This is a genomic window from Sorangium sp. So ce375 (assembly GCF_051473855.1).
In the GTDB taxonomy this organism is placed as follows: domain Bacteria; phylum Myxococcota_A; class Polyangia; order Polyangiales; family Polyangiaceae; genus Sorangium.
On the sequence record NZ_CP150335.1, the window covers coordinates 7348187 to 7373804 of the forward strand.

A 25618-nucleotide genomic window follows, 5' to 3' on the forward strand; every position below is an offset into this window, starting at 1 on the left:
GGTCAGGTGTCCTCGATCGAGACCAGCTCCGGAGACATGCGCTCGAGCGCCACCAAGCTGCGTCTTTGCCATCCTAGCCGCGCGTCCGTGCGGAACTGCACCTTGCACTTCACCCCATGGCCCGCGAGCCCGCAGATGAAGCTGATGAACGCCTTCAGGCAGCTGGAGTTGAGAAAGTAAAGAGACCTTACGTCAAACTGCACGGCGGAGATTGAGAGGCGCAGGACCTCCGCCTGGAGGGCCTTGAGACAGAGGCCCAGCGGCGGCGCCGCCGCCATGTCGCCCGTACCGGTGAGCTTGACGCCGAGGGTGTCGTCCCTCAGGGTGGGCTCGATCCCGAAGCTGTCCGTGACGACGGGCTCAACCCTTAAGCTGCTCATCTACCCTCCACCTCGCCACCGGCGCGTGCGCGATGATCGTCAGCTTGTTCCCCTCGATCGTGTAGTCCACGTCGAGCCCGCCCTCCGCGCGCACCCGCGCGAGGCCGAGCCCCGACACCCCTTCTACCATCGCGGTCTCGCGGATGAGCTCATCATAGTGCTTCACAGGATCGCTCGCTGACCTCAGCGCGGAGAGCCGCCGCTCCACGTCGCGCAGCCGCTCCGGCGACGCCTCGTTCCGCGCGCGGATGGCGAGGACGCGCGCGCCGTCTCCCTCCTCCAGCGCAAGCTCGAGGCTGACCTCCGGTCCGGACGAGTGCTTGATGAGGTTCTCGACGAGCTCGTGCGCGGCCATGTAGAACCGAGAGCTGTCACTCTCATCGTCCAGCACCATCCCACAGAAGCTGGACACCAGCCGCAACACCGAGCTAGCCATCCGTTCACTCGGGAAAAACGTGATGCACAAGAACGGTGAAGCGTCCTGGCTCAGTCCGGAAGCTAACACGGTTCGGGCAGAGTACGTAATTCTTCTACCGGATCCAATCCCTCTTGGCCGGCCATGCGGTCGTGTAGGCGAGCAAACGATCTCGAGCGCGCCGGCGCGCCGCTCACGACGTGCATCACGACCGCGGCGCTCGCCGCTCCGCCAAGCGCAGCCGCCACGCCTCGACCGGTGCGTCAGCGCTGCTGGGGGCGCGGCGCCTCGCCACGACGATCGCTCGGCGCTGCCGGGGGCGCGGTGCCTCGCCACGGCGACCGTGATGTCGTCGTCAGGGCTCGGGCACCAGCCCTCGATCTCCCTCAGGATCCGCTCGCGAATGACCACGACGGACTCGGTCTGGGCGGCCTCGATGGTGGTGCAGAGCTCGTCGCGCTGCCAACTCGCCTCGTCGGGCGATCAGGGCTGCTGGGGGGCGCGGTACCTCGCCACGACGACCGTGATGTCGTCGTCGGGGCTCGGGCACCAGCCCTCGACCTCTTTCAGGATCCGATCGCGAATGGCCGCGACCGTCTCGGTCTGGGCGGCCTCGATGGTGGTGCAGAGCCGCTCGAGACCGAACTGCTCATGGTGGACGTCGCGCGCCTCGGTCACTCCATCGCTGTAGAGCACGAGGATGTCCCCGTCCTCCAGGGCGAACTCGGCGTCTCGCGTCATCGCCTCGATGGAAGGCAGCGTGCCGACCCACACCCCTGTGCTCGGGATGCACACGCAGCGGCGTGTCTTCGCCCGGCACACGAGGATGTCGTCGTGCGCCCCGGCGAACGTCACCCGCCCGCTCCGCTCGTACCGGAGCAGGAGCAGCGTCGCGTGCTCGTCCCGCATCAAGCGGCCGCGGACGTTCTCGTACAGCGCCGCGTTGATCGCCGAGATGACCCTCGCGGGGCTCGCCCTCGGGTCCCTCCGCGTCAGCGCCGCGACCATGCTCTGGATCATCAGCATCACGAGCCCCGCCGCGAGCCCGTGCCCCGCGACGTCGCCGATCCCGAGCCACCCGCCCTCGGCGGTCGCGAGCACGTCGTAATAGTCGCCGCCCACCTCGGCGGCCGGCTTCATGGCGGCGCAGAGCGAGAGCCCCGCGACCGAGAGCCGCTCCGGGACCAGCGTCGTCTGGATGCGCGCCGCGACGACGCTCTCCTGACGGACGCGCTCCTGCTCCAGCCGCTCGCGCATCTCCACCTGACGGACCATCTCCCGGTGCAGCGCCGCGGCCTTGACCGCCGAGCCGATCTGGAGGCGGAGCGCGTCGTAGATCAGCTCGTGCGCGCCGCTGCTGCACACCGCGACGCCGAACTTCTCCGCGTCGCCGAACGCGACGGGGAGCGCGATCAGGGTCGTGCGCTCTCGGCGCTTCAGGAACCCCTGGGGCGCGAGGCACCGCGCCGGGAAGCTCGCCGCCGGCGGCTCCACCTCGCGGCCGTCCTCCATCAGGAAGAGCGCCCTCATGGCGCCTCGCTGCGCCTCGGGGGCGTCGTCATACAGCGACACGGCGGCGTGCGACAGCCCGAGGGCCGGGAGCTCCAACGCGAGCACGCGCCTCAGGCTGGGCAGGCTCAAGCACGTCGAGAAGCTCCGCCCGCTCCAGCTGAGGTACGTCGCCGCGAGCTCCACGCTCAGCCGCCGCTCGCCCTCGAGGCGCATCGACGCGCTCGAGATGACGATGCGCGACACGTGCCAGAGCCGCTCGAGAGCATCGTAGAGGCCACCATCCCCACCGCCCGACGGCGGCCGGACGAGCCGCTCCCGGAGCACGTCGATCACGCCCTGGAAGTGATCGAGGGTCGCTCCCGCGCGCCCCGCCGCGTCGAGGAGCGCCTCGAGCGCCTGCCGGAAGCGGCCTTCCCGCCCGGCGAGCTCCTCCTCCAGCGCCGACAGGAGCTCGCCAGGCCAGCCATCGAGCGAGCCGGTCGGTATGGCCACGCTCCTCCGGAGCGCGCTCTCCAGCGACTCCCGCCGCGCCGCGACCAGCGACGCCCCGTCCCGCGTGGCAGAGGCCGACGGCGCGAGCGAGGCGCTCGCCTGGACCCGGCATCCGCACGACTCACGGCACGTGAGCTCGACGTCGAGGAGCGCCACGTCCTCGACCTCCTCGCCGTCGAGCATGCGCATCATCGTGTCCAGCGCCTGGGCCCCGAGCCGCTTCATCGGCTGGCGCACGGTGGTCAGCGACGGCTTGGAGAAGCGCGCGATGAAGGCGTCGTCGAAGCCGGACAAGAGGATGTCCTGCGGGACGCGGATCCCCCGCTCCGCGAGCAGCTCGATCACCCCGAGGGCCATCTTGTCGTTGGCGGCGACCACGGCGTCGACCTCGACCCCGCGATCCAGGATGTCGCGTATCGCGGCGCGGCCGCTGTCGATGGTGAACGCGCCGACAGCGAAGAGGCGCTCATCGAGCGGGAGGCCGCGCGCCGCGAGCGCCCCCCAGTAGGCGTCGGCGCGCGCCTTCGCCTCCTCGTTGTTGGCCGGCCCGCCGACATACGCGATGCTCCGGCGCCCGTGGACGTCGAGCATGTGCCCGACCGAGAGATCGATCCCGAGGCCGTTGTTCACGATGAGGCTCGGGATACCGTCGACCGCCATCCCGATGCTGACGATGGGCAGCGGCGCGTAAGCCCGGAAGAACTCCCGCATCCCCTCGATCCCGATGTGGTGGCAGAGGGTCGCCGACGCGACGATGATGCCGTCGACCGTCTCCGGGCCGATGAGTTGATAGATGCTGTTCTGCGCCGCCTCCCCCGCGCCGGGCAGCGCGAGCGTCTCTCCGAAGGCGATCACGAGATTGACGTCGTGCTCCCCCGCCGCGCGCTCGATCCCGAAGCGCACCTCGGACTGGTAGTCTCCTCCCACATAGTCCATCAGGAAGGCGATCGTCCGGCGCTTCTCGCTCATGGCCTGCGACTCTCGGGTCAGGCGTCGGCGATGGAGACCAGCTCCGGAGACATGCGCTCGATGGCCATCAGGCTCCGCCGCTGCCAGCCCAGCCTCGCGTCCGTGAGGAACTCCACCTTGCACTTCGGCCCCTGGCTCGCGAGGCTGGCGATGAAGCTGATGAACGCCTTCAGGCAGCTCGAGTTCAGGAAGTAGAGGGTCCTCACGTCGAACTCGATAGCGCTCACGCGGAGGCGCGCCGCCTCGGCGTGGAGGTCCTTGAGGATGGATCCGAGGGGCGCGACCGCCGCCATGTCGCCCGTGCCGGTGAGCTTGACGCTGAGGATGTCCTCCCTCAGGACCGGCTCGATCCCGAAGCTGTCCGTGACAAGGGGCTCAACCCTTAAGCTGCCCATCGACCCTCCACCTCCCCACCGGCGCGTGCGCGATGATCGTCAGCTCGTTGCCCTCGATCGTGTAGTCCACGTCGAGCCCGCCCTCCGCGCGCACCCGCGCGAGGCCGAGCCCCGACACCCCTTCTACCATCGCCGTCTCACAGATGAGCTCGTCATAATGCTTCACCGGATCGCTCGCCGTCTTCAGCTCGAAGAGCCGCCTCTCCACCTCGCGCAGCCGCTCAGGCGACGCCTCGTTCCGCGCGCTGATCTTCATGACGCAAGCACTCTCGCGCTCCTCCAGCGCGAGCTCCAGGCTGACCTTGGGGCCCGAGGAGTACTTGATGATGTTCTCGGCGAGCTCGTGCGCGGCCATGTAAAATCGCGAGCTCACGTTCGCGTCGTCCAGCACCATGCTGCAGAAGCTGGACACCAGCCGAAGCACGCTGTTGGCCATACGTTCGCTCGGGTGGAACGAGATGCATAGGAACAGTGACCCGCTCGGACTCGGTTCGGACACTGACACGATTGGCGCAGCGTACGTGGTTCTCAATCTGGATCCAATGCCCTTCTTCTGACACCGGAGATAGCGCTCATGTAGGAAAGCGGGCGGTCTCGGGCCACAGTTGCCACAGTTACAGTCATCGAGGCGCGCTGTACCTCGCCACGAGGACCGTGATGTCGTCATCGGGGCTCGGGCACCAGCCCTCGACGTCGGCGAGGATCCGGTCCCGGATCGCCTCGGCGGACGCGTCCTGGGAGGACTCGATGGTGGAGCACAGCCGCTCGAGGCCGAACTGCTCATGGTGCGGGTTGCGCGCCTCCGTCACACCGTCGCTGTAGAGCACGAGGATGTCGCCGTCCTCCAGGACGAACTCGGCGTCTCGCGTCATCGCGTCAATGGCGGGCAGGGCGCCGATCCAGACGCCCGAGCTCGGGATGCACACGCAGCGGCGGGTGCGCGCGCGGCACACGATGATGTCGTCGTGCGCCCCCGCGAACGTCACCAGCCCGCTCCGCTCGTAGCGGAGCAGGATCAGCGTCGCGTGCTCGTCCCGCTTCAGCCGGCTGCGGACGTTCTCGTACACCGCCCCGTTCACCGCGGAGAGGATGTCGCCCGGACTGGAGCGGGGGTCGTTGCGCGTCAGGGCCGAGATCATGCTCTGGATCATGAGCATCACGAGCCCCGCGGCGAGCCCGTGGCCCGCGACGTCGCCGATGCCGAGCCACCCGCCGTCGTCCGTCGCGAGCACGTCGTAGTAGTCGCCGCCGACCTCGGCGGCCGGCTTCATGACGGCGGAGAGCTCGAGGCCCTCGACCGAGAGCTGCGCGGGCACCAGCGTCGTCTGGATGCGCGCCGCGACGACCGTCTCCTGACGGACCTTCTCCTGCTCCAGCCGCTCGCGCAGCTCCACCTGCCGCACGACCTCCCAGTGCAGCGCCGCGGCCTTGACGGCAGAGCCGATCTGGAGGCGGAGCGCGTCATAGACCATCTCGTTCGCGCCGCTGTTGAGCACCGCGACGCCGAATTTCTCCTCGTCGCCGAACGCGACGGGGAGCGCGATCACGCTCCTGCGCTCTTCACCGCGCAAGAACCCCTCGGGCGCGAGGCGGTTCGCCGGGAAGCTCGCCGCCGGCGGCTCCAGCTCGCGGCCGTCCTCCATCAGGAAGAGCGCCTTCATGGTGGTCCGCTGCGGGTCGTGCGTGGTGTCATAGAGCGACACCGCGACCCGCGAGAACTGCATCCGCGGCAGCTCCGACGCCATCATGCGCCGCAGGATGGGCAGGCTCAGGCAGGTCGAGAAGCTCCGCGCGCTCCAGCTCAGGTAGAGCGACGCGAGCTCCACGTTGAGCCGCTGCTGCCCCTCGGCGCGCACGGACGCGCTCCCGATGACGATGCGCGAGGCGTGCCAGATCCGCTCGAGCGCCTCGTCGACGGCCCCGTCCCGGAGCGCCCCGTAGCCCCGGCGGAACCGCTCGCGGAGCAGCGAGATCACGCTCTGGAAGTGCTCGAGGATCGCGCCTTCGCGCCCCGCCGCCTCGAGGAGCGCCTCGATCGCGCGCAGGAAGCGGCCCTCGCTCCCCGCGAGCTCCTCGTCCAGCGCCGACAGGAGCTGACCAGCCCAGCCGTCGAGCGAGCCGGCGGGGATCGCGACGCTCTTCTCGAGGAGGCGCTCCAGGTCGGCCTGCTGGCCTGCGGGCGGCAGCTGCGCGCGCCACGCCTTGCTCGAGGGCGCGCCCACGGGGTCCACCTGGTATCCGCAGCCGCAGGACTCGCGCAGCGTGAGCTCGACGGGAAACAGGTTGTACTCGGGGACCGGCTCGCCCTCGATCATGCGCACGAGCATGTCCACGGCGCGCGCGCCGATGCGCTTGATGGGCTGGCGGATGGTGGACAGCGACGGCTTCGCGAAGCGCGCGATGACGGCGTCGTCGAAGCCGCACACGGGGAGATCCCTCGGGACGCTCAGGCCGTGCGCCTTGAGCTCCTCGACGGCCCCGAGGGCCATGTTGTCGTTGGCGGCGATCACGGCGTCGAACGCGGCGCCGCGCCCGAGGATCTCTCGCATCGCGGCGCGCCCGGTGTCGATCGTGAACCCGCCCCACGCGACGAGGCGCTCGTCGAAGGGGAGCGAGCGGTCCGCGAGCGCCCTCCTGTAAGCGTCGGCGCGGACGACCGCCTCCTCGTTGCTCGGCGGCCCGCCGATGTACGCGACGCGCCGGCACCCGTGGACGTCGACGATGTGCCCGACCGAGAGCTCGAGCCCGAGGCCGTTGTCGACGACGAGGCTCGGGATGCCGTCGATCGCCATCCCGATGCTGACGATGGGCAGCGGCGCGTAGGACCGGCAGAACCGCTTCATCCCCTCGGTGCCGACGTGATGGCAGAGCGTCGTCGAGGCGACGATGATGCCGTCGACCGTCTCCGCGCCGATGAGGTGATACATGCTGTTCTGGGCCCTGCTGGCCGACCCGGGTAGAGCGAGCGTCTCTCCGAAGGCGATCACGAGATTGACGTCGTGCGCCTCGGCGGCGCGCTCGACCCCGAAACGCACCTCGGACTGGTACTCGCCTCGTACGTAGTCCATCAGGAGGGCGATCGTCCGGCGCTTCTTCATCGTATCCTGCGGTCCTCGCTTCAGGTGTCGGCGATGGAGACCAGCTCGGGGGACATGCGCTCGAGCGCCGTCAGGCTCCGCCGCTGCCACCCCAGCCTCGCGTCCGTGACGAACCGCACCTTACACCGCATCCCCTGGCCCGCGAGCCCGCAGATGAAGCTGATGAACGCCTTCAGGCAGCTCGAGTTCAGGAAATAGAGGGCCCTCACGTCGAACTCGACCGCGGTCACGGAGAGCCGCGCCACCTCCGCCTGGAGGGCCTTGCAATAGGAGCCGAGCGGCGCGGCCGCCGCCATGTCGCCCGTGCCGGTGAGCTTGACGCTGAGGGTGTCCTCCCTCAGGGTCGGCTCGATCCCGAAGCTGTCCGTGACGACGGGCTCAACCCTTAAGCTGCTCATCTACCCTCCATCTCCCAACCGGCGCGTGCGCGATGATCGTCAGCTCGTTCCCCTCGATCTTGTAGTCCACGTCGAGCCCGCCCTCCGCGCGCACCCGCGCGAGGCCGAGCCCTGACACCCCTTCTACCATCGCCGTCTCATGGATAAGCTCGTCGTAGTGCTTCACCGGATCGCTCGTCGTCTTCAGCTCGAGCAGCCGCCTCTCCACCTCGCGTAGCCGCTCGGGAGAGGCCTCGTTGCGCGCACGGATCTTCAGGATAGTTGAGCTCTCGGCCTCCTCCAGCGCGAGCTCCAGGCTGACCTTGGGGCCCGTCGAATACTTGGTGATGTTCTCGGCGAGCTCGTGCGCGGCCATGTAGAACCGCGAGCTCACATTCGCGTCGTCCAGGACCATTCCGCAGAAACTGGACACGAGCCGCAGCACCGCGGTCGCCATGCGGTCGCTCGGGAAGAACGTGATGCACAAGAACAGCGACGCCGTCAGGCTCGGTTCGGACGCGGGCACGATTGCCGCAGCGTACGGCGTTCCCGCAGCGGAGCCAACGGCTTCCGCTCTCTCGTGATCGCGCAGGTGAGCGCGCGCCCTACAATGCGGCGCGGAGCGGTCGTTCATGGGCATGGGGCGCGCGGCTCACTGCCGCGCTGCTTCCCGGGCGCGCGGCTCACTGCCGCGCTGCTCCCGGGGGCGCGCGGCTCACTGCCGCGCTGCTCCCCCGGGCGCGCGGCTCACTGCCGTGCTGCTCCCCCGGGCGCGCGGCTCACTGCCGTGCTGCTCCCCCGGGCGCGCGGCTCACTGCCGTGCTGCTCCCCGGGGCGCGCGGCTCACTGCCGCGCGACCAGCCGCTTGCCCTCGGCCCTCAGGTTCGATACCGCCTCTCCCACGCGCTGCGCGAGCGGCAGCCCCCGGGGTACCACGAGGCCGGTCGGCCCGCCCACGCGGCCGAACGACCATGAGAGCACCGAGCCGTCGGTGTCCCACGGCGCGAGCCGCTCGCGGCCGTCGGACGGCATGGCGCCGACGATCTCGTGCCGCTCCAGGTCGAGCGCCGCGATCCGGTCCGCCGACGAGAGCAGCAACGTCTTGCCGTCGGGCGCGGCGGCGATGTCCTCCCACTCCGCCCCGCTCACGCCCTCGAGCACCCGCTCCGCGAGGCCGGCGCGGCGGATCACGACGACGCCCGTGGCGTCCGCGAAGGCCGCGTCGCCCGGCAGGGGGCCGTCCGCGATCGCGGTCGCCCGCGGCGTGGCGTACCCGAGGACCCGCACCTCGCCCCGCGCCTCGTCGATGCGCGCGAGCGCGCCCGAGCTGAACGCGAGCCACAGCCCGGGCCCGACGTCGCCGCGCGCGGCGCTCGGGCGCGCCTCGTAGACATAACCGTCGGTCACCGCGATGGTGCGCGACGACAGGTCGCGGAGCGACGTCGCGACGAGGTTGCCGTCGAGCTCCTGCGTGAACAGCGTCCGGCAGGCGGCGTCGACGCCGAGCACGAGCGCCGGCGCCCTCGGCACCACCTCCACCGTCGCGCCGGTCGTCGCGTCGAACAGCGTCCACACCCCCTCATCCCGGCGGTACGCCATGAGCCGGCCGTCGTCGCAGGCGCGCAGCAGGTGGCCCCGCCGCGCGGCCGTGCGCTGCCGCGAGCCCTCGTCGTACACGCGCACCTCACCGCCGATCTCGAAGGCCACGACGCCGCCACGCCGCAGCGCGGCGGCGGCCGAGGCGGCCGCGTCGCGGCTCTCCGGCCCGCCCGTCGGGTCGAGCCCTGCGAACCCGAGGAGGCGCTCCGCGGCCGGCGGACCCGGGCTGAACAGGACGAGATCGCGCGTGAGCACGCGCCGGTCCGGGAGCCGCCACGCGCCGAGGAGCGCGTGCGGGCCGACGTCGCGCTCGGCGATGTCGGCCACCTCGCCGCGCGCGCGCAGCGGCCGCGGCGCGCCCTTGCCCGGGGGCGCCTCGCACGGCGAGCCCTCGGGCGGCGGATCGCCCGCGGCGCGCCCGCCCTTCCGGAGGTAGTGCCAGACGCTGCCGCCGCTGCCGCACACGCCCAGATCGAGCCCGCCCGCGTCCCAGCGCGCCGACGCGGGCGCCGGGTCCGTGTCGAGCTCGAAGAGCGGCGCGGCAGGACGGTCGAGGGCGTAGATCGACGTCCTGCTCTGCTGCACGAGCGCGATCACGGGATCGCGCGGGCTGAAGCGACCGAGCACGGCGGGCGCGCTCAGGGTGATCTCGGCGCCCGCCCCGTCGCCTGGCCCCCAGAGCAGCGCCCTGCGCCCGAGCACCGCGGCCACGTGCGCGCCGTCGGGCGAGACGCCGAGCACGTTGCCGCGGAACGGGTGCCGATCGACCGCCTCGGCGCCGCCGCCGCGCCGCATGTCCCAGCGCGCGATCCCGCCGTCGGTCGAGCAGGCGAGGACGGGCGCCGCCTCCGCCGCGTGGACGGCGCTGCTGCAGCGCACCGGAGCGACCGCGGCCAGCGCGACGGTGCCGCCCTCCCGCAGCCGGAAGACGCGGACCTCCCCTGTGACCGAGCGCGTCGCGAGCGCGGTGTCGAACGCGAACGGCACGCGCTCCACGTGCGGGGCCTCGTGCGGCAGCAGCGCGATCACGCGCGGCGACTTGGCGCGCGGGGCGCTCTCGGGGTCGGCGTCGAGCGCCACGTCGTCGATGACCTCCGGGTCGGGCGGGCGCAGATCGGCGACGAGCAGCGAGCCCCCGGGGCCGCCGGCGATGACCCACCGATCGTCCCACGGCAAGGCCGGCCCCACCACGCTGTCGACGGTCAGGAAGCGCGCGCGCGGCAGGCCCACGGCGGCGGCCGCGAGATCGAGCGGCAGCGCCGCGTCGTCCGAGCGCCGCGCGAGGGCCGCGGCGATCCACGCGGCGCGGTGGTACGGGTCCTCCGTGCGGCGCGCCTTGCCGATGAGCTCCGCGAGCTCGGCGCGCTCCTCGGCCTCGCGCGCCTTGGCCTCGGTCTGCGCCTGGCGCGCCGCGGCCCACCGCTCGGCCGCGAACGCCGCGCCGACGGTGAGCCCGAGCGCCGCGATCGCGCCGATCTTCTTGGCGAGCTGGGCGCGGGCGCGCCGCAGGCTCTCGCGCACGAGCGCCTGCTCGCGCCGCGGCAGCCGCGAGACGAAGGCCGCGCTCCTGCTCGCCTGATCGAGCAGATCGCGCCGCAGCAGGAGATCGCGGCTCTCGCCGGAGCGATCCCACACGTCGGCGGCCTCGCGGAGCCGCTCGAGCAGGATGAGCCGCTCCATGTGCAGCGCGCGGGTGGCGGCGGCGTGCGGCCAGCTCGAGACGAGCGACTCGTGGGCGAGCTCCACGGACCTGTCGCGGCGGACGAGGAGGCGCGCGCGCTCGAGCGCGCCGAGGACCCTGTCGACGTCGGCGGGCGGGGCGGCGACGGCCTCGACGAGCTCTGCCTCGGCCCAGCGGACACGCGACCCATCCATGGCGCCGAGCCGGAGCAGCGCCTCGTCGGCGAGCGCGCGGTCTTCCGGCGTGAGGGCGGCGATCGCGGCGTCGGCGTGCCGCGCGAGGGCGCCGCGCACGCCGCCGAGCGCCTGCCAGGCCTCGCCGCTCAGCGCGCCGCGTGGATCGCGCGCGCGCCACCAGTCGGCGAGGGCGAGCGCCACGAACGAGAGCGCCGCGCCGCCGCTCCGGAGCTCGCGCTGCGCCTCGGCCGCGACCTGGGCGAGGCCGCGCACCTCGGCGCCGGCGAGCTTCGCCGGGCCCGCGACGAGGTCCTTCACGGCGGCCGCGGCGGGCAGGCCCACGTAGCGCAGCGCGGCCCGGAGCCCCTCGCCGGCCGGGGTGGCGAGGAGCGCGGCGGCGCGCTCGTCGGCCTCGTCGAGCACGCCGATGAGCCGGAGGCCCCGCCGCGGCTCGCCCGTCGCGAGCTCGCCCACGAGGGCGGCGAGGCGCCCGTCGCCGAGGGCCGCGATGGGGTCGACGACGAGCGCGACGCCGACGGCGGACGCCATGCAGAACCTGGTGAGGGCGTCGAGGTCCGCGGACGCGAGCTCCGGCGAGACGGCGGCGAGCGCGCGGGCGAGGGCGCCGTCGGGATCGCCTTCGGGGGTGAGCCGCGCCTCGATCCAGTCGTCCTTCTGGTCGACGTGGCGGCGCGCGAGGTGGGGCACGAGCCCCGCGGAGGCGAGCGAGGTCTTGCCGGATCCGCGCGGCCCCTGGAGGACGATGCACGGCTCGAACTCGAGCTCGCGCCCGAGGCGCGCGGTGTCGTCGTCGCGCCCGAACAGGAGCCCCTCGTCGGTGGAGGAGAGCGGCGTGAGGCCCCTGTACGGCTGGTCCGGGACGCCGTGGGGTCGCTCCCAGACCTCGTCGAGCAGCTGCGTCAGCCGCCCTGGCGTGACGCGCCTGTGCGCTGGATCGACGGACAGGAGGCGCTTGAGCAGCGCGACGAGGCCGCGCGGCAGCCGCGCGGGATCGCGCTCGAGGTCGCGCATGGTGCCGCGCAGGGTCGCGGCGCGGAGCTCGGTCCACCACGCGGAGACGCTCGCGGGGTCGGAGCAGTCGTCCGGCTCGTCGGGCACGGCGTGCGGGAGGCGCCCGGTGGCGAGCTGCGCGATGCAGACGGCGAGCGCGTAGGCGTCGGTGGCGGCGGTCGGCTCGGCCATCTCGAGGACCTCCGGGGCCATGAAGCCGGGGGTGCCGATGACGTTGCGCGCCGCGGCGGGGCTGTCTGCGCCGACGAAGGCGCGGCGGGTGGAGGCGTAGACGTCGCGCTCGGCGAGGAAGGCGGCGGTGCCGAGGTCGCCGCCGCTGTCCTGGCCGCCGCCGATCGCGACGGCGGGGGCGCGGGAGAGCGGGGCGCCTGCGCGCCGCGAGATGCCGAAGTCGAGGACCTTGAGGGCGCCGTCCTGCGTGAGGAACAGGTTGGCGGGCTTGAGGTCGAGGTGGACGACGCTGCGCGCGTGGATGACGTCGAGCGCGCCGGCGACGTCGCGGGCCCAGGCGACGACGCGGCGCCAGGGGATGCGGCGGCGGAAGCGGATCAGGTCGGCGAGGTTCCGGCCCTCGAGCAGCTCCATCGAGACGAACGGGGTCTTCGGGGCGCCGTGGAGGATGCCTGCGGCGTAGATGGTGACGAGCGACGGGTGGCGGAACGAGGCGAGGAGCTTGGCCTCGTCGGCCCAGTCGGCGGCGTCGGCGAAGTCCGAGACGAGGAGCTTGAGGGCGACCTCGCGGAACGGCGCGCCGTCGGGCAGGAGCTCCTCGGCGCGCCACACGTCGCCGAAGCCACCGCGGCCGAGGCGCACGCGGAGCCGGTAGCGGCGATCGAGCACGTCTCCGGGGGCGTGCGCGAGCGCGCCCGCGGGCATGGGCACCGGGCCCGGATCGCGGGAGGAGCTGCCCTCGTCGACGAGCGTGCGGTCCATCGCGGGACGAAAGTATCACCGGCGCGGCGCGAGGTGGACGGTCCCGCTCACCGCGCCGCGCGCCGCCGCGGCGGTTCGCCCGGCTGCGCGTGGACCTCTGCAGCCCGGCCCGCGACACTGCCGCACATGGGAACATGAGAGAAGCCGCACCGCGGCCGAAGCTCTCGCCGGAAGAGCGCCGCGCGCTCGAGCGCGCATCGGAGCACCTGAACCCAGCCCTCGTGATCGCGACGTGTACCGGGGAGGCACGTCGCTCGGCGGCCTTCCCCTGAATCTGCGGTTTCAGTGACACCACCTCGAACCGGTCCACGGCCGCTGCTGCGGGAATTCACCCCGGTTCAGGAGGAAAACCGTCATGGCCCCAAGCGCGCCAATTCGCTCCATTGCAGCACGGAATCTCCGAGGAGACGCCCCGAGGGTGCCGCGCGAGATCCCGAGGAGCGCTCGGCGCCGCAAGGCTGGACTTCCATGCCTTGCCGGGTAATCTGCCGGCGGGCGAGTCTCTGTCCGACAGGGCGACGACGGATACTCGGGATGACATGTGGGGGGCAGCATGCTCCTTTGGATCGCTGCCACGGAATACGGGGACTTGCTGCCATGATCGATCTGTCAGGTCATACGCTGTTCGAGAGGGTATACGAAGGCTCCGAGAGCGTGCTGTACCGCGGCCGCCGGGACGAGGACGGCGCGCCGGTCGCGGTCAAGGTGCCTCGGTCCGAGTTCCCGACCGCCAGGGATCTCGCGCGGCTGCGGCGCGAGTTCGCCATCCTGCGGGACGCAGGCGAGGTGGCCGGCGTCGTCAAGGCGCACGCCATCGAGAAGTGCGGCAGAGGCCTCGCGCTCATCATGGAGGATCTCGGCCCCTCCTCGCTGCACGCCGTGCTGAAGGCGCGCAGGCTCGACGTGGGCACGGCGCTCCGCACCGCCATCGCGCTCGCGGGCACCCTCGACACGCTCCACGGGCTCCGGATCATTCACAAGGACATCAAGCCGCACAATATCCTGATCGACGAGGAGACGCACAGCCCGCGGCTCGTCGACTTCGGCATCGCGGCGCGCCTCTCGAGGGAGACACCCGAGACGGTCCCGCCGGACGCGCTCGAAGGCACGTTGTCGTATATCGCCCCTGAGCAGACTGGCCGCATGAACCGGAGCGTGGATCTGCGCGCCGATCTCTACTCGTTCGGCGTCACGCTCTACGAGATGCTGACAGGCGCCCTCCCGTTCCAGGAGGGCGACCCCACCGCGCTCATTCACAGCCATATGGCGCGCATGCCGACGCCGCCGCACGAGCGCGCGCCGGGGGTGCCCCGCGCGCTGTCGGAGGTGATCGTGAAGCTCCTGGCCAAGATGCCGGAGGACCGGTACCAGAGCGCCCGCGGGGTCAAGCTCGACCTGGAGGAGTGCCTCCGGCGGTGGGAGGCGACGGGCCACGCCGATCCGTTTCCGCTGGGCCAGCACGACCGGCCGCTGGATCTGCGCGTTCCCCAGCGCCTCTATGGCCGGGATCACGAGGTGAACGCGCTCCTGTCCGCCTTTCAGCGAGCTCGCCGGGGCGCGGCGGGGCTCGTGCTCATCTCGGGCTACTCCGGCGTCGGCAAGACCACGCTGGTCAACGAGATCCACAAGCCCATCGCCCGTCATGGGGGGTATTTCGCGAAAGGGAAGTTCGATCCGATCAACCGCGATGTCGCGCTCGCGTCGGTGGCGCAGGCCTTCCGCGAGCTCATACGTCAGGTCCTGACGGAGTCGGCGGCTGCCGTCGAGGAGTGGAGACGCAAGCTGCTCGCCGCGGTCGGCGCGAACGGGCAGCTCCTCATGGAGCTGATCCCGGAGCTCGAGCTGATCCTCGGGCCCCAGCCGGACGTACCGGAGCTCGGGCCGACCGAGGCCAGGAACCGCTTCGACCTGCTGGTGCAGCGCTTCGTGCGGGTCTTCGCTGGCCCGACGCACCCGCTGACCCTCTTCCTCGATGATCTGCAGTGGGCCGATCCGGCGTCGCTCAGGATCCTCGAGCGCCTCCTCACGGACGTGGAGGGCAACCACCTCCTGATCGTCGGCGCCTATCGGGACAACGAGGTGGACGCCGCCCATCCGCTGCACGCGACGCTGGGTGAGCTCCGCAAGGCGGGCGTGGCGATCGCCGAGCTCACGCTCAAGCCCCTCGACATGCCCACGGTCACGCAGATCGTCGCCGACACGCTGAGCGCGCGCCCGCACGCGGTCGCGCCGCTCGCCGCGCTGGTCTTCGAGAAGACCGAGGGCAACCCGTTCTTCCTGGGCCAGCTCCTCGGCGTGCTCCACCACGCGGGGGCGCTGTGGTTCGATGCGCCCTCGGAAGCCTGGGCGTGGGACGTGGCGCGCGTCCGGGAGGCGGTCGCCGCCGACAACGTGGTCGACCTCATGCTCGACAGGATGCACCGGCTCCCGCCGGCGACGCAGCGCGCGCTGAAGCTCGCCGCGTGCCTGGGCCACACGTTCGATCTCACCACGCTGGCGGCCGTCCACGAGAAATCGCCCGCCGCGACGGCCGCCGACCTGTGGGACGCGCTGCGCGGGGGCCTCATCGTGCCGCGCGACAGCGATTATCGCTTCTTCGACGAGAGCGCGGACACGGAGCCCTCGGCCCCCCACGAGATCAAGGTATCGTACCGGTTCCTGCACGACCGGGTGCGCCACGCAGCGTACTCGCTCGTCGAGCCTTCGCACAGGGAAGCGCTGCACCTGGCGATCGGCCGTCTGCTCTGGGCGCGCGCCGGCGAAACGCCGCCGGACGAAGACCTGATCGAGATCGTTCGCCACCTGAACCTGGGCGCGCGGGGCATCGCCGACGAGGCCGGGCGGCTGGCCCTGGCCCGGCTCAACCAGCGGGCGGGCAGGGCGGCCAAGGTCAGGACAGCCTATCAGGCGGCCGCGGACCACTTCAGCGCGGGGCTCGAGCTCCTCGGGGACGCGCGCTGGGCGCGCCACGAGGAGCTCTGCTTCGCGCTCAGCCGCGAGAACGCGGAGTGCGTGTACCTGGGCGGCGCGCCCGAGCGGGCCGAGGCGCTCTTCACGTCCCTCATGCCCCGAGCGAGGTCGAACGTCGAGCGGGCGCAGATCTACAGCCTCCGCGTGCTGCTCCACGTGACGCTGGGGAACTTCGCGGACGCGGTGCGCCTGGGCGGCGAGGGCGTCAGCACGCTCGGCTTCACGCTGCCGAGCGACGGGGCGGAGCTGCAGGCGCGCATCGAGGCCGAGCTCGCAGCGCTGGACGCGAACCTGGCGGGCCGCCGCATAGAAGACCTGATCGACGCGCCGGCGATGGACAACCCGGAGCAAAGGGCGTTGGTGCAGCTCATCAGCGATATGATGGGGCCGCTCTTCTGCCTGAGGCCCGAGCTCTACCCGCTGATCGTCCTCAAGCAGGTCAACATCTCCCTGCGGTACGGCCACTCCGACGTGTCCGCCCTCGCGTACACCTCGTACGGATTCCTGCTCGCGGTCTTGCAAGGGCGGCCCGCCGATGGCCACGCGTTCGGCCGCCTCGCCATCACCTTGAGCGACAAGTTCTCGAACGCCGCCCTGGCCGCCAGGGTGAACTACGTCTTCGCCACGTACTCCCACCTGTTCCACGACGTGCGCGACGGGATTTCTCGGTTCCTGAGCGCGCGCCAAGGACTGCTGGAATCAGGCGACTTCGCCCATCTCAGCAACGCATGGACCTGCGTGGTCAGCAACATGTTCACAGCGGGCCATCCGCTCGAGGAGCTGCGCGAGGAGGTGGAGCGAGGCCTCGTCGTGTTCCGGCGAACCGGGGACGTCGTCGGCACGACCGTGTTGACGCTCATGAGGCAGGCTATCGCGAGCCTGCTGGGGCGGACGCGGGCCCCCGACAGCCTGAGCGACGACCAATTCGATGAGGACGAGTTTGTCGCGCGCCTCAAAGAGAAGGACCTGATCGCGGGCCTCTTCTTTTACGCGCTGCTCAAGCTGCAGCTGCCCTATCTGTACGGCGATTGCGAGAGGGCGGCGGCGAACGCCGCGGACGCCGAGGCCTACGGCGCGGGCATGCTCGGTTTGTATCAACCGACGAAGCTCCCTTTCTACACGTGCATGGCGTTCCTCGCGCTGCCCGCCGCGGCCTCGCCCGGAGAGGCGGAGCGCCGCGCGCAGACCGTCGCCCGCCACAAGGAGCGGATCGCGGGCCTCGCCGCGAGCGCCCCCATGAACTTCGAGCACCTGCTGCTGCTCATCCACGCCGAGGAGGCGCGCGTCGCCGGCGATCAGGTCGAGGCCATGGGCCTTTACGACCGGGCGATCTCCCTGGCCCGGGAGAACAAGTTTCCTCACGACGAGGCGCTCGCGAACGAGCTGTGCGCGAGGCTCCACCTCCACCACGGCAGGACGAAGGTGGCGCGCGCGTACATGGTCGACGCGTACCTCGGCTACCGGCACTGGGGAGCGACGGCCAAGGCGGACGCGCTCGCGCGCGATCACGCCGCGCTGCTGCCCTCGTCGAGCGACAGCGTGCCGATCTCTTCCATCCCCTCGGCGACGTCGGGCCCGGCGCACGCGGGGACGATCCTCGGCCGGACGACGGTCGGCAACCTTCGGGACGCTGCGCTGATCGTGCGCGCCGTGCAGGGCATCGCCGGCGAGACGGAGCTCGAGCGGGTGATCGAGCGCCTGGTGACGCTCGTGCTCGGGAACTCGGGCGCCCAGCGGGGGGCGCTGGTCCTGGAGCGGGACGGGCGGCTCTTCGTCGAGGCGACCTTCGGGGTCGAGCCCGGGACGCTCGCGCTCGGGCCGAGCGAGCCGCTCGATGCGCGCGCCGACCTGCCGCACAAGGTGGCGCTGTTCGTCGCTCGCACCCGCGAGCCGCTCGTCCTCGACGACGCCAGCGCCGATGCCCGGTTCTCCGACGATCCCTGCATCCTCGGGCAGGGCACGCGATCCGTCCTGTGCCTGCCGCTGCTCCATCAGGGCCGCATGAGCGGCGTCCTTTACCTGGAGAACAACGCCGCGAGCAGGGCGTTCAACGCGAGCCGCGTGGAGCTCCTCGGCCTCCTGTCGTCCCAGGCCGCGATATCCATCGAGAACGCGCTGCTCCTCTCGGGCATGCGGGTGGCGAAGGAGCAGGTCCAGCACGCCAACCGGCGGCTCGAGGCCGAGGTCGCGCAGCGCACCGATGAGCTCCAGCGCTCCAACGCGCAGCTCAGCGCGAGCAACGAGCGGCTGAAGATCGAGCTCGCGCAGCGCGAGCTGGCGGAGCGGGAGCGGGCCGCGCTGCAGCGGCAGATGTTCGAGGCGCAGCAGGCGAGGCTGTCGGAGCTCTCGACGCCGCTCATCCCGATCACCGACCGGATCATGGTGATGCCGCTCATCGGCACCATGGATGCCGCGCGGGCATCCCAGGTGCTGGAGGTCGCGCTCGACGGCGCCCAGCGGCACCAGGCGAGCGTCGTGATCCTCGACATCACCGGGATGAAGCACATCGACACCCAGATCGCGCAGACCCTCGTGGGGACCGCCAATGCGCTGCGGCTGCTCGGCACGGAGGCCGTGCTCACCGGCACGCGCGCCGAGGTCGCCCAGGCGATGGTGGGCCTGGACATCGAGATGAAATCCATCGTCACCATGGGCACCCTTCAGAGCGGCATCGCCTATGCGCTCCGCCGTGCCGGGCACTCGACCGGGGTCGGCGCGCCGCTGTCCTCGGGGCCAGCCCGCGCGCGCCCGCCGGCGAGGTGAAGGTCGGGCGGTTACGCTCGAGCCGATCTTGGAGGTCAGAGGGCGCCGACGTCGCCTCTCGCCCGGGATCACGCCCTGGCCCCAGCGCGCCGTCCAGGTGTAGAACGACCCTGTGACCTCCGCTCGATCAGGCCGTCAATCCCCGGCAGGCGCCGCGCCTGCAGGCGGTGGCTCCGCGGGCGGGCCCCCGCGCCCTCCTGCGGCGCTGGAGCTCACGGTCTTTGCCGGCGACGCGGTCGTCGTCCATCCCCTGCCGCCGAGCGGCTCGGTCTCGATCGGCCGCTCCGCCGAGAACGACATCCGCATCAACCACGCATCCGTCTCGCGAAGGCACGCCGTCCTGCACCTCGATCCACCGCTGCGGATCGAAGATCTCGGCGGCACCAACGCGATCACCGTGCGCGCCTCGCGTGCAGACCAGGCGCGCGCGCTCGTCGAGCCGGGGAAGACGGAGGACATGCGGCAGGTCTCCAGGCAAGCCATCGAGATCGCGCCGGGCGACTGCATCACCCTCGGCTCCGCGCTGATCGTCGTCCGCCTGGCCGAGGCGGCCTTGAGCGCGCCTCCGGACGGCCGAGGTCGCCCCTCCGCGCCGCCGGACGGAGGCGACCTCGTCGTCCGGGACCCGGCGATGCGAGCGCTCTACGAGCAAGCCTACCTCGCCGCTCCGGGCCTCATCAGCGTCCTTTTGCTGGGCGAGACGGGCACGGGCAAGGAAGTGCTGGCCCGGGCCATCCACCGCCGCTCTTCCGCCGCCCGCGCGCGGGGGCCCTTCCTCGGGCTCAACTGCGCGGCCCTGTCGGAGTCGCTCCTGGAGAGCGAGCTCTTCGGGCACGAGAAGGGCGCCTTCACCGGGGCGCTGCAGGCGAAGCCGGGCCTGTTCGAGTCGGCCGACGGGGGCACGGTGTTCCTCGACGAGGTGGGCGAGCTGTCCAAGGTCACCCAGGCCAAGCTGCTGCGCGTGCTCGAGGAGCGCCAGGTGCTCCGCGTCGGCGGCCGGGTCCCGCGCAGCATCGATGTCCGCTTCCTGTCGGCCACCCACCGCGATCTGGAGGCCGAGGTCGCGCGGGGGGAGTTCCGGCAGGACCTGTATTTCCGGCTCAACGGCGTCACGCTCACGATCCCGCCGCTGCGCGAGCGCGCGCTGGACATCGCGCCTCTGGTCCAGCTCTTCGCGACCAAAGCGAGCCAGTCGTTCGAGCGGCCGCGCGTCCCCGCCGTGTCGCCCGAAGCCCTCTCCTTGCTCGAGCGCTACCGGTGGCCCGGCAACATCCGCGAGCTGCGCAACGTGATCGAGCGCGCCGTCATGCTCTGCACAGGCGACGTGCTGCTCCCGGAGCACCTGCCGGCCAAGATGACGGCCGGCGCCCCTCCCCCTCCCTCGCAGGCGGGCCGCGCCGCCGCACCGTCGAGCGAGCGCCCGGAGCCCGCGGCCCCGCGCGGAGCCGAGGCGAACACGCCGCCCCTGCGCCAAGCGGACGCGAGCGAGAAGCAGCGCATCATCGAGGCGCTCGAGAAGTGCGTGGGGAACCAGACGTACGCCGCGAAGCTGCTCGGGATCTCGCGGCGAACGCTGGTATCGCGGATCCAGGAGTACGGCCTTCCGAGGCCACGAAAACCAAAACAGACGCCCTAGGTTCGAGGTGGGCTCTCCTCGACGGCCTGGCGGCGCGGGAGGGCCCTTCGTCGCCTCACGCCTTGATGGCGTCGAGCTCCCCCGGATTGCTGATGCCAGGCCCGTCGACGACGTTGCCCGCGCCATCGGTGGTGAACGACGGAGCGGTGCCACCGAAGCCAACCGCGACCGCATCCGAGACGCCGAAGCGATCGACAGGAGCCCACTCGGGCAGCCCGGCGCCGAGCGCGTTGATCAAGGTCGTGTAGAGCTTGTTCAACGGGACGGTTCCGCCCGACGAGCCGGTGTTGCCGCTGTTGTTCTCGCCCTCCGCCCCGCTCCCGCAGGTCGCCTCGCTGTTGCCCGCCTCGATCTTCCCACCTGCGACGTTCACCGAGACGCCCTGCTTGAGGTACCCGCCGGCGCTTCCGGCGATCACGATGGGCAGGTTGTTGTTGTTGTGCGCGTTGCCATCGGCGAGCTCCGGCAGCCACATGACCGCGGAGTTGTCGAGCATGGTGCCGCCCCCCTCCTCGATGCTGTCGATGGTCTTGACCAGCTTGGCGAAGCGCCCCGCGTACCAGCGGTCGATCTCGTGGATCTGCTCGAGGACGCCGCTCACGCACTGGCCGCCGGTGGCGTTGCTCCCGTTGCGGTGCGAGAGCCCGTGATGATCGTGCGTGTGGGTGATGCCGTCCCAATTGAACGTCACGAAGCCCGGCCACTGGAGCACGATCGATCGGTTGTTGTCGCACATCATCGTGAGGGCGATGAGGCGGATCATCATCTCGCTGCCCAGGGTGTACACCTTCTCGTTGTTGGGGAAGCCGCCGCCGCGAGCGGGATATCCCGCCTCGGTGAGGGCGGCGTCCGTGACGCCGAGAGCGGCGGCCGACTCCGCGGTGCAAGCAGAGGGGATGACCCGCTGCTCCGTCTCGCGGAGCAGGGCGAGCCAGTCGTCGATCTTCTTCCGATCGGCGCCGCTCATCTTGCGGCCCTTGAAGGCGTTCAGATCGTGGCTCACCAGATCGATGATGCTCTCGCCGCGCGCCACGCGGTGATCCGCCTCGGTCCCGGAGCTGGTCGCGAAGAGCCCTGTCAGGCTTGTGTACACCGTGCGCGCGTTGGTCACGGGCGCGTACGGCGTCTTCGACGCCGAGTACGACACGATGCCCTTGACGTTCGTGAACGCATTGCCGACGGAGAGCACGAGCGGGATCTTGTTGGTTCCCTGGTTGAAGCGCTGCGCGATCTCGTGGTCGAGCGAGTGCGACAGCGCCCAGTGATCTCCGGCGGGATCGAGCGGCGCGCACGTCAGCTTGCTGCCCATGCCCTGATCGTGGGGATCGAAATGGACCGTGCCGTCCACCTTGTTGTTGAAGCCGTTCAGCGGCATCGCGAGCCCGCGCGGGAAGAGCAGCTTCGCCGCGAAGGGCGCGAGCGGGGCGAGGGTCCGGGGCTTCCCGTCCGCCTGCACCGTCTCCAGGGACGCCGCGGTGACCGCTCCGGCCCCGTTCTCGATCGTCGGAAACCAGCGGTTCGTCAGGCAACCGTTGTTGGTGTAGAAGATCACCAGGCGGCGGGGCGAAGGCGCTTCCTGCGCTCGCGCGGAGTTACCGAGCGAATTCAAGAAGGGCACCGCGAGCGCCACGCCACCAATTCCGCGCAGGAAGTTTCTTCGGTTCACGGCTCCACCTCCGCCTGCAGCGCACGAACTCGGAACGATTGACTCTGTGTGAGATCTGCGATCAGGTCGAGCACCGTGTAGCCGCCCTGGGTGAGCTTGGCGGTCAGCTCGTCCACGGTGCAGGAATCCTCGTTGTTGAGCTCGCGCTGGTAAGCGAACGAGACCCACTTTCGCACGTAGCACTTGTGCGCTTCCGGGGAGCTCGCGATGGCCTCGGAGAGCGCCACCGGGCCGTCGAGCTCCACGGCGTCCTCGCCCATGTCGATGCTCACCCGCGTGTCGATGGGCGCGCCCGAGAACGACTCGGTCTGCTGGTACGCCCCCACGGCGTCGTACGCCTCGAGCGCGAAGCCCGTCGGGTTGATGTACGTGTGATGGCAGAACTTGCAGGCGTCTCCCGCCGTCTGGGCGTCGACCCGAGCACGGTTGGTCGTGAGGTTGGCATCCGTGGGCAGCGGCGTCCCTTCCACCATCGGTGGAGGCGGCGGGATGTCCGCGCAGAGGATCTCCTTCTGCAAGAACGCGCCGCGCAGGATGGGCGACGTCCGGTCGTACCCAGAGTGCGACACCAGGAAGCCCAGGCGGGTGAAGAGGCCAGAGCGCTTCGTCGGGTCGAGCTCGACCGGCACGAGCTCCGCGCCGTTGAACTCCGCAGGATCCAGGTCATAGAGCGGCGCCAGCGAGGCGTTGACGAAGCCCACCGGCGTGGTGACCAGATCCTGGAACGTACCGGCCTGATCGAAGACCACGTGCTCGATGAAGCGCTCGGTCTCCTCCGACAGCAAGGGGATCATCGACTCCTTGAAGTCCGGGAAGGCAGCCGGATCACGCTGGATGTTCGACCAGCGCGTGCCGGGCCCCATGTGGAGGTAGAGCTCGTGGAAGGCCTTGACCATCCCGCGGCTCTTGGGATCCGCCAGCATCCGCTGTGCCTGGGCGAGGATCTGCTCCTGCGTGAGCAGCGCGTCGGCGTCCGCTGCGGCGAACAGCTCGTCGTCCGGCATGGTTCCCCAGATGAGATACGAGAGGCGCGACGCCACTTCGTGGCTGTTCAGCACGAAGTACTCGCCCTCGGGCTTCTCGCTGATCTCCGCGCGCATCAGGAAGGAGGGCGACAGCAGGAACGCTTCGATGATCAGCTGGGCGCCGTCGTTGAACGAGCCGGTCGGCGTGAGCGCCTGACGGCGGGTGTAGAGGGCCTGGAAGAGCCCCCTCTCCTCCTCGGTGAGCGGGCGCCGGAAGGCGCGCCGTCCCAGCGTATCGATGAGCTGGTGCGCGCACGCGGTGCCGTCGCCTTCCGGCGCGCAGGGGATGGTCTTGGCTCGCGCCCTGGCGTCCGCCATCACCGCCGCCGCCACCGTCGCTGCGGCGGTCTTGTACCCGTCCCACGCGCGCTGATCGACGCTCCCGACGCCGTCCGGCGCGAGCATCGACGACGGCTGGTTGTCGATGCCGACCAGATCGCGAATCGTGTTGTCGTACTGCGCCCTCGTCAGACGTGGCAGCGCCGATGTCCGCGGGATGCCCGGCACACACATCGTCGGCTCGACGCCGGGGTCGCCGCCCGCCGAGCCGCCTCCGCCGGCGCCGTCTCCGCTTCCAGAGCCGTTGCCAGAGCCGTTGCCAGAGCCGCTCCCAGGCCCGTCGCCAGATCCGCTGCTCGCCTCCGGGTCATCGCCGCCGCCGATCATCGCGGTGCAACCGCCCATGGCTGCGTAACTCGACGTGAGCAGCACAGGAACGATGAACCGTCTCGCCCACGTGTTCATAGGACTCACCTCGTCCGAGGGGCTCTTACCTAGCGCATCGCCCAGACACAGGATGCCTTGTCGTGGGCCGCAGATCACGAGTTTTCTCGTATTTTCGTCTTGGCGCAAGTTTGCTTTCGCCCGGCAAATCCGCTGGTTTGCAAGGCGCCGGGGCGAGGCGCGTGAGTAGAATTTCGACTTCTCTTGTGATACAGAAATTATTGCGTGAAAGTGGCATGATGTTGTGAACGTTCACATGAACAGCGACGTACAGCGGACAGCGCCACGCGACCCAATGCGCTCTTCGCGCGAACCGGACCACGCCTGCGCAGGAGCGGCCGGACACGCTCTCGGCGCTGCTCCGCTGAGCGATTCGAGCGGTCGCAAACCAAACCAACTTTCGGGCATCGAGGACAATGAGAAAAATTCTTCTGGCTCTGCTGATCCTGTCGATCCCCGGCTGCGGTGATGACCCCTCCGACACGACGACGTCGAGCACCACGACGTCGAGCGGCGGCGACAACAGCGGAGGAGCGGGCTCCTCCGGCAGCTCGTCGGTCTCAGGAGGGGGTGGGAGTGGATCCACCGGCACGGGCGGCCCAGGCGGCGTCGAAGACAGCGGCGCGAGCTGCCCGGAGCCGACGTTGCCTGCCGCGGCGTCTCTCCCCGTCTACGAGACGCATCACGATCCGTTCACGATGCTGGACGGATCGCGCATCACGAAGAAGTCGGAATGGGCGTGTCGACGCGCGGAGATCAAGGCGCAGGTCGAGGAGTACGAGTCCGGACCGAAGCCCGCGGTGTCCAAAGATGACGTGACGGGGGCGTTCTCAGGGAACAAGCTGACGGTCGGCGTCAGCGAGGGCGCGAAGAGCGTCTCCTTCTCCATCGACATCAACCGGCCTGCCGGGGCGCCTTCCGCTCCGATTCCACTGCTCATCAGCCTCTACGGCTTTGGCAGCGTGACCCTGGACGCGAGCGTGTTCAGCCAGAACGGCGTCGCGACGGCCATCTTCAACAACAACGACATGGGCGCCCAGGGCGGCGGCGGCACGCGTGGGACGGGGATCTTCTATGACCTCTACGGCAAGGATCACCCGGCCAGCTCGATGATCGCGTGGGCCTGGGGTGTCAGCCGGATCATCGACGCGCTGGAGAAGACCCCGGCGGCCAACATCGATCCGAAGCGCATCGCCGTGACGGGTTGCTCGCGGGATGGAAAGGGTGCTCTCACCGCGGGAGCGTTCGACGAGCGCATCGTGCTGACGATCCCGCAGGAGTCGGGCGCCGGAGGCTCGGCGAGCTGGCGCGTCTCACAGGCAGGGAAGGACGGCGGGGAGAACGTGCAGACCCTGTCCAGCGCGGCCGGCGAGCAGCCGTGGTTCCGCGAGAGCTTCGGCTCGAACTTCGGCAACAAGGTGACGACCCTCCCGTTCGATCATCACATGGTCATGGGCCTCGTCGCTCCGCGCGCGCTGCTCGTCGTCGACAATCGCATCGATTGGCTCGGCATCGACAGCACCTTCACGGCCGGGTCCATCGCCCACGCGATCTGGGAGGGGCTCGGCGTGCCCGACCGGATGGCCTACTCGCAGCTCGGCGGCCATGAGCATTGCCAGTTCCCCGCGCAGCAGAGGGCGATCCTGGAGGCGTACGTAAGGAAGTTCCTTGTCGGGGGCGGCACCGACGACACCAACCTGCTCGAGAGCGACGGGGCGAAGGCCGACCTCGGCCGGTGGATGACGTGGACGCCGCCGAACCTCGAGTGACCGCTCG

At 70.7% G+C, this 25618-nt stretch carries 14 protein-coding genes; 3 read left to right on the forward strand and 11 right to left on the reverse strand.

Features of this window, described 5'->3' with window-relative positions:
• Positions 1–2: 2 nt before the first annotated feature.
• The 9 genes from WME90_RS27210 to WME90_RS27250 all read right to left on the reverse strand — a co-directional run bounded on the left by WME90_RS27210 (position 3) and on the right by WME90_RS27250 (position 13059).
• The gene (locus WME90_RS27210) at positions 3–380 is read right to left on the reverse strand and encodes a hypothetical protein (RefSeq protein ID WP_437274921.1); all 378 of its coding nucleotides are present in this window, start codon (positions 378–380) and stop codon (positions 3–5) included.
• Positions 361–816 carry a hypothetical protein gene (locus tag WME90_RS27215; RefSeq protein ID WP_437274922.1) on the reverse strand — a complete coding sequence of 152 codons (456 nt, stop codon included), beginning with the start codon at positions 814–816 and terminating at the stop codon, positions 361–363. Before WME90_RS27215 ends, WME90_RS27210 begins: the two co-directional genes overlap by 20 nt.
• Before the next feature lie 462 nt (positions 817–1278).
• Positions 1279–3768 carry a SpoIIE family protein phosphatase gene (locus WME90_RS27220; RefSeq protein WP_437274923.1) on the reverse strand — a complete coding sequence of 830 codons (2490 nt, stop codon included), beginning with the start codon at positions 3766–3768 and terminating at the stop codon, positions 1279–1281.
• A gap of 17 nt (positions 3769–3785) precedes the next feature.
• Complete coding sequence (locus tag WME90_RS27225) at positions 3786–4163, reverse strand: hypothetical protein (protein ID WP_437274924.1); 378 nt, start codon at positions 4161–4163, stop codon at positions 3786–3788.
• On the reverse strand, positions 4144–4599 hold the full coding sequence (locus tag WME90_RS27230) for a hypothetical protein (protein WP_437274925.1): 456 nt from the start codon (positions 4597–4599) through the stop codon (positions 4144–4146). Before WME90_RS27230 ends, WME90_RS27225 begins: the two co-directional genes overlap by 20 nt.
• Positions 4600–4783: 184 nt before the next feature.
• Complete coding sequence (locus tag WME90_RS27235; RefSeq protein WP_437274926.1) at positions 4784–7261, reverse strand: SpoIIE family protein phosphatase; 2478 nt, start codon at positions 7259–7261, stop codon at positions 4784–4786.
• 20 nt (positions 7262–7281) lie between these two features.
• Positions 7282–7659, reverse strand: a complete 378-nt coding sequence (locus WME90_RS27240; protein ID WP_437274927.1) for a hypothetical protein — start codon at positions 7657–7659, stop codon at positions 7282–7284.
• Positions 7640–8164, reverse strand: a complete 525-nt coding sequence (locus WME90_RS27245; protein WP_437274928.1) for a hypothetical protein — start codon at positions 8162–8164, stop codon at positions 7640–7642. The genes WME90_RS27240 and WME90_RS27245 overlap by 20 nt, the downstream gene beginning before the upstream one ends.
• A gap of 317 nt (positions 8165–8481) precedes the next feature.
• Positions 8482–13059, reverse strand: coding sequence for an nSTAND1 domain-containing NTPase (locus WME90_RS27250; RefSeq protein ID WP_437274929.1), 4578 nt, complete (start codon positions 13057–13059; stop codon positions 8482–8484).
• A 597-nt stretch (positions 13060–13656) separates the two neighbouring features.
• On the opposite strand from WME90_RS27250, the gene WME90_RS27255 reads away from it, so the two are divergent.
• Both WME90_RS27255 and WME90_RS27260 read left to right on the forward strand, forming a co-directional pair.
• On the forward strand, positions 13657–18792 hold the full coding sequence (locus tag WME90_RS27255; protein WP_437274930.1) for an AAA family ATPase: 5136 nt from the start codon (positions 13657–13659) through the stop codon (positions 18790–18792).
• Positions 18793–18904: 112 nt separating this feature from the next.
• Positions 18905–20428: a sigma 54-interacting transcriptional regulator gene (locus tag WME90_RS27260; protein ID WP_437274931.1), complete on the forward strand. Its 1524-nt coding sequence runs from the start codon at positions 18905–18907 to the stop codon at positions 20426–20428.
• A gap of 55 nt (positions 20429–20483) precedes the next feature.
• On the opposite strand, the gene WME90_RS27265 is transcribed toward WME90_RS27260, so the two are convergent.
• A complete protein-coding gene (locus WME90_RS27265) occupies positions 20484–22094 on the reverse strand; it encodes a DUF1552 domain-containing protein (RefSeq protein ID WP_437274932.1) in 1611 nt (536 codons plus the stop codon).
• A complete protein-coding gene (locus WME90_RS27270) occupies positions 22091–23863 on the reverse strand; it encodes a DUF1592 domain-containing protein (RefSeq protein WP_437274933.1) in 1773 nt (590 codons plus the stop codon). The genes WME90_RS27265 and WME90_RS27270 overlap by 4 nt, the downstream gene beginning before the upstream one ends.
• Before the next feature lie 395 nt (positions 23864–24258).
• Between WME90_RS27270 and WME90_RS27275 the strand changes: the two genes are divergently transcribed.
• A complete protein-coding gene (locus WME90_RS27275) occupies positions 24259–25611 on the forward strand; it encodes a glucuronyl esterase domain-containing protein (protein WP_437274934.1) in 1353 nt (450 codons plus the stop codon).
• The last annotated feature ends 7 nt before the right edge of the window (positions 25612–25618 follow it).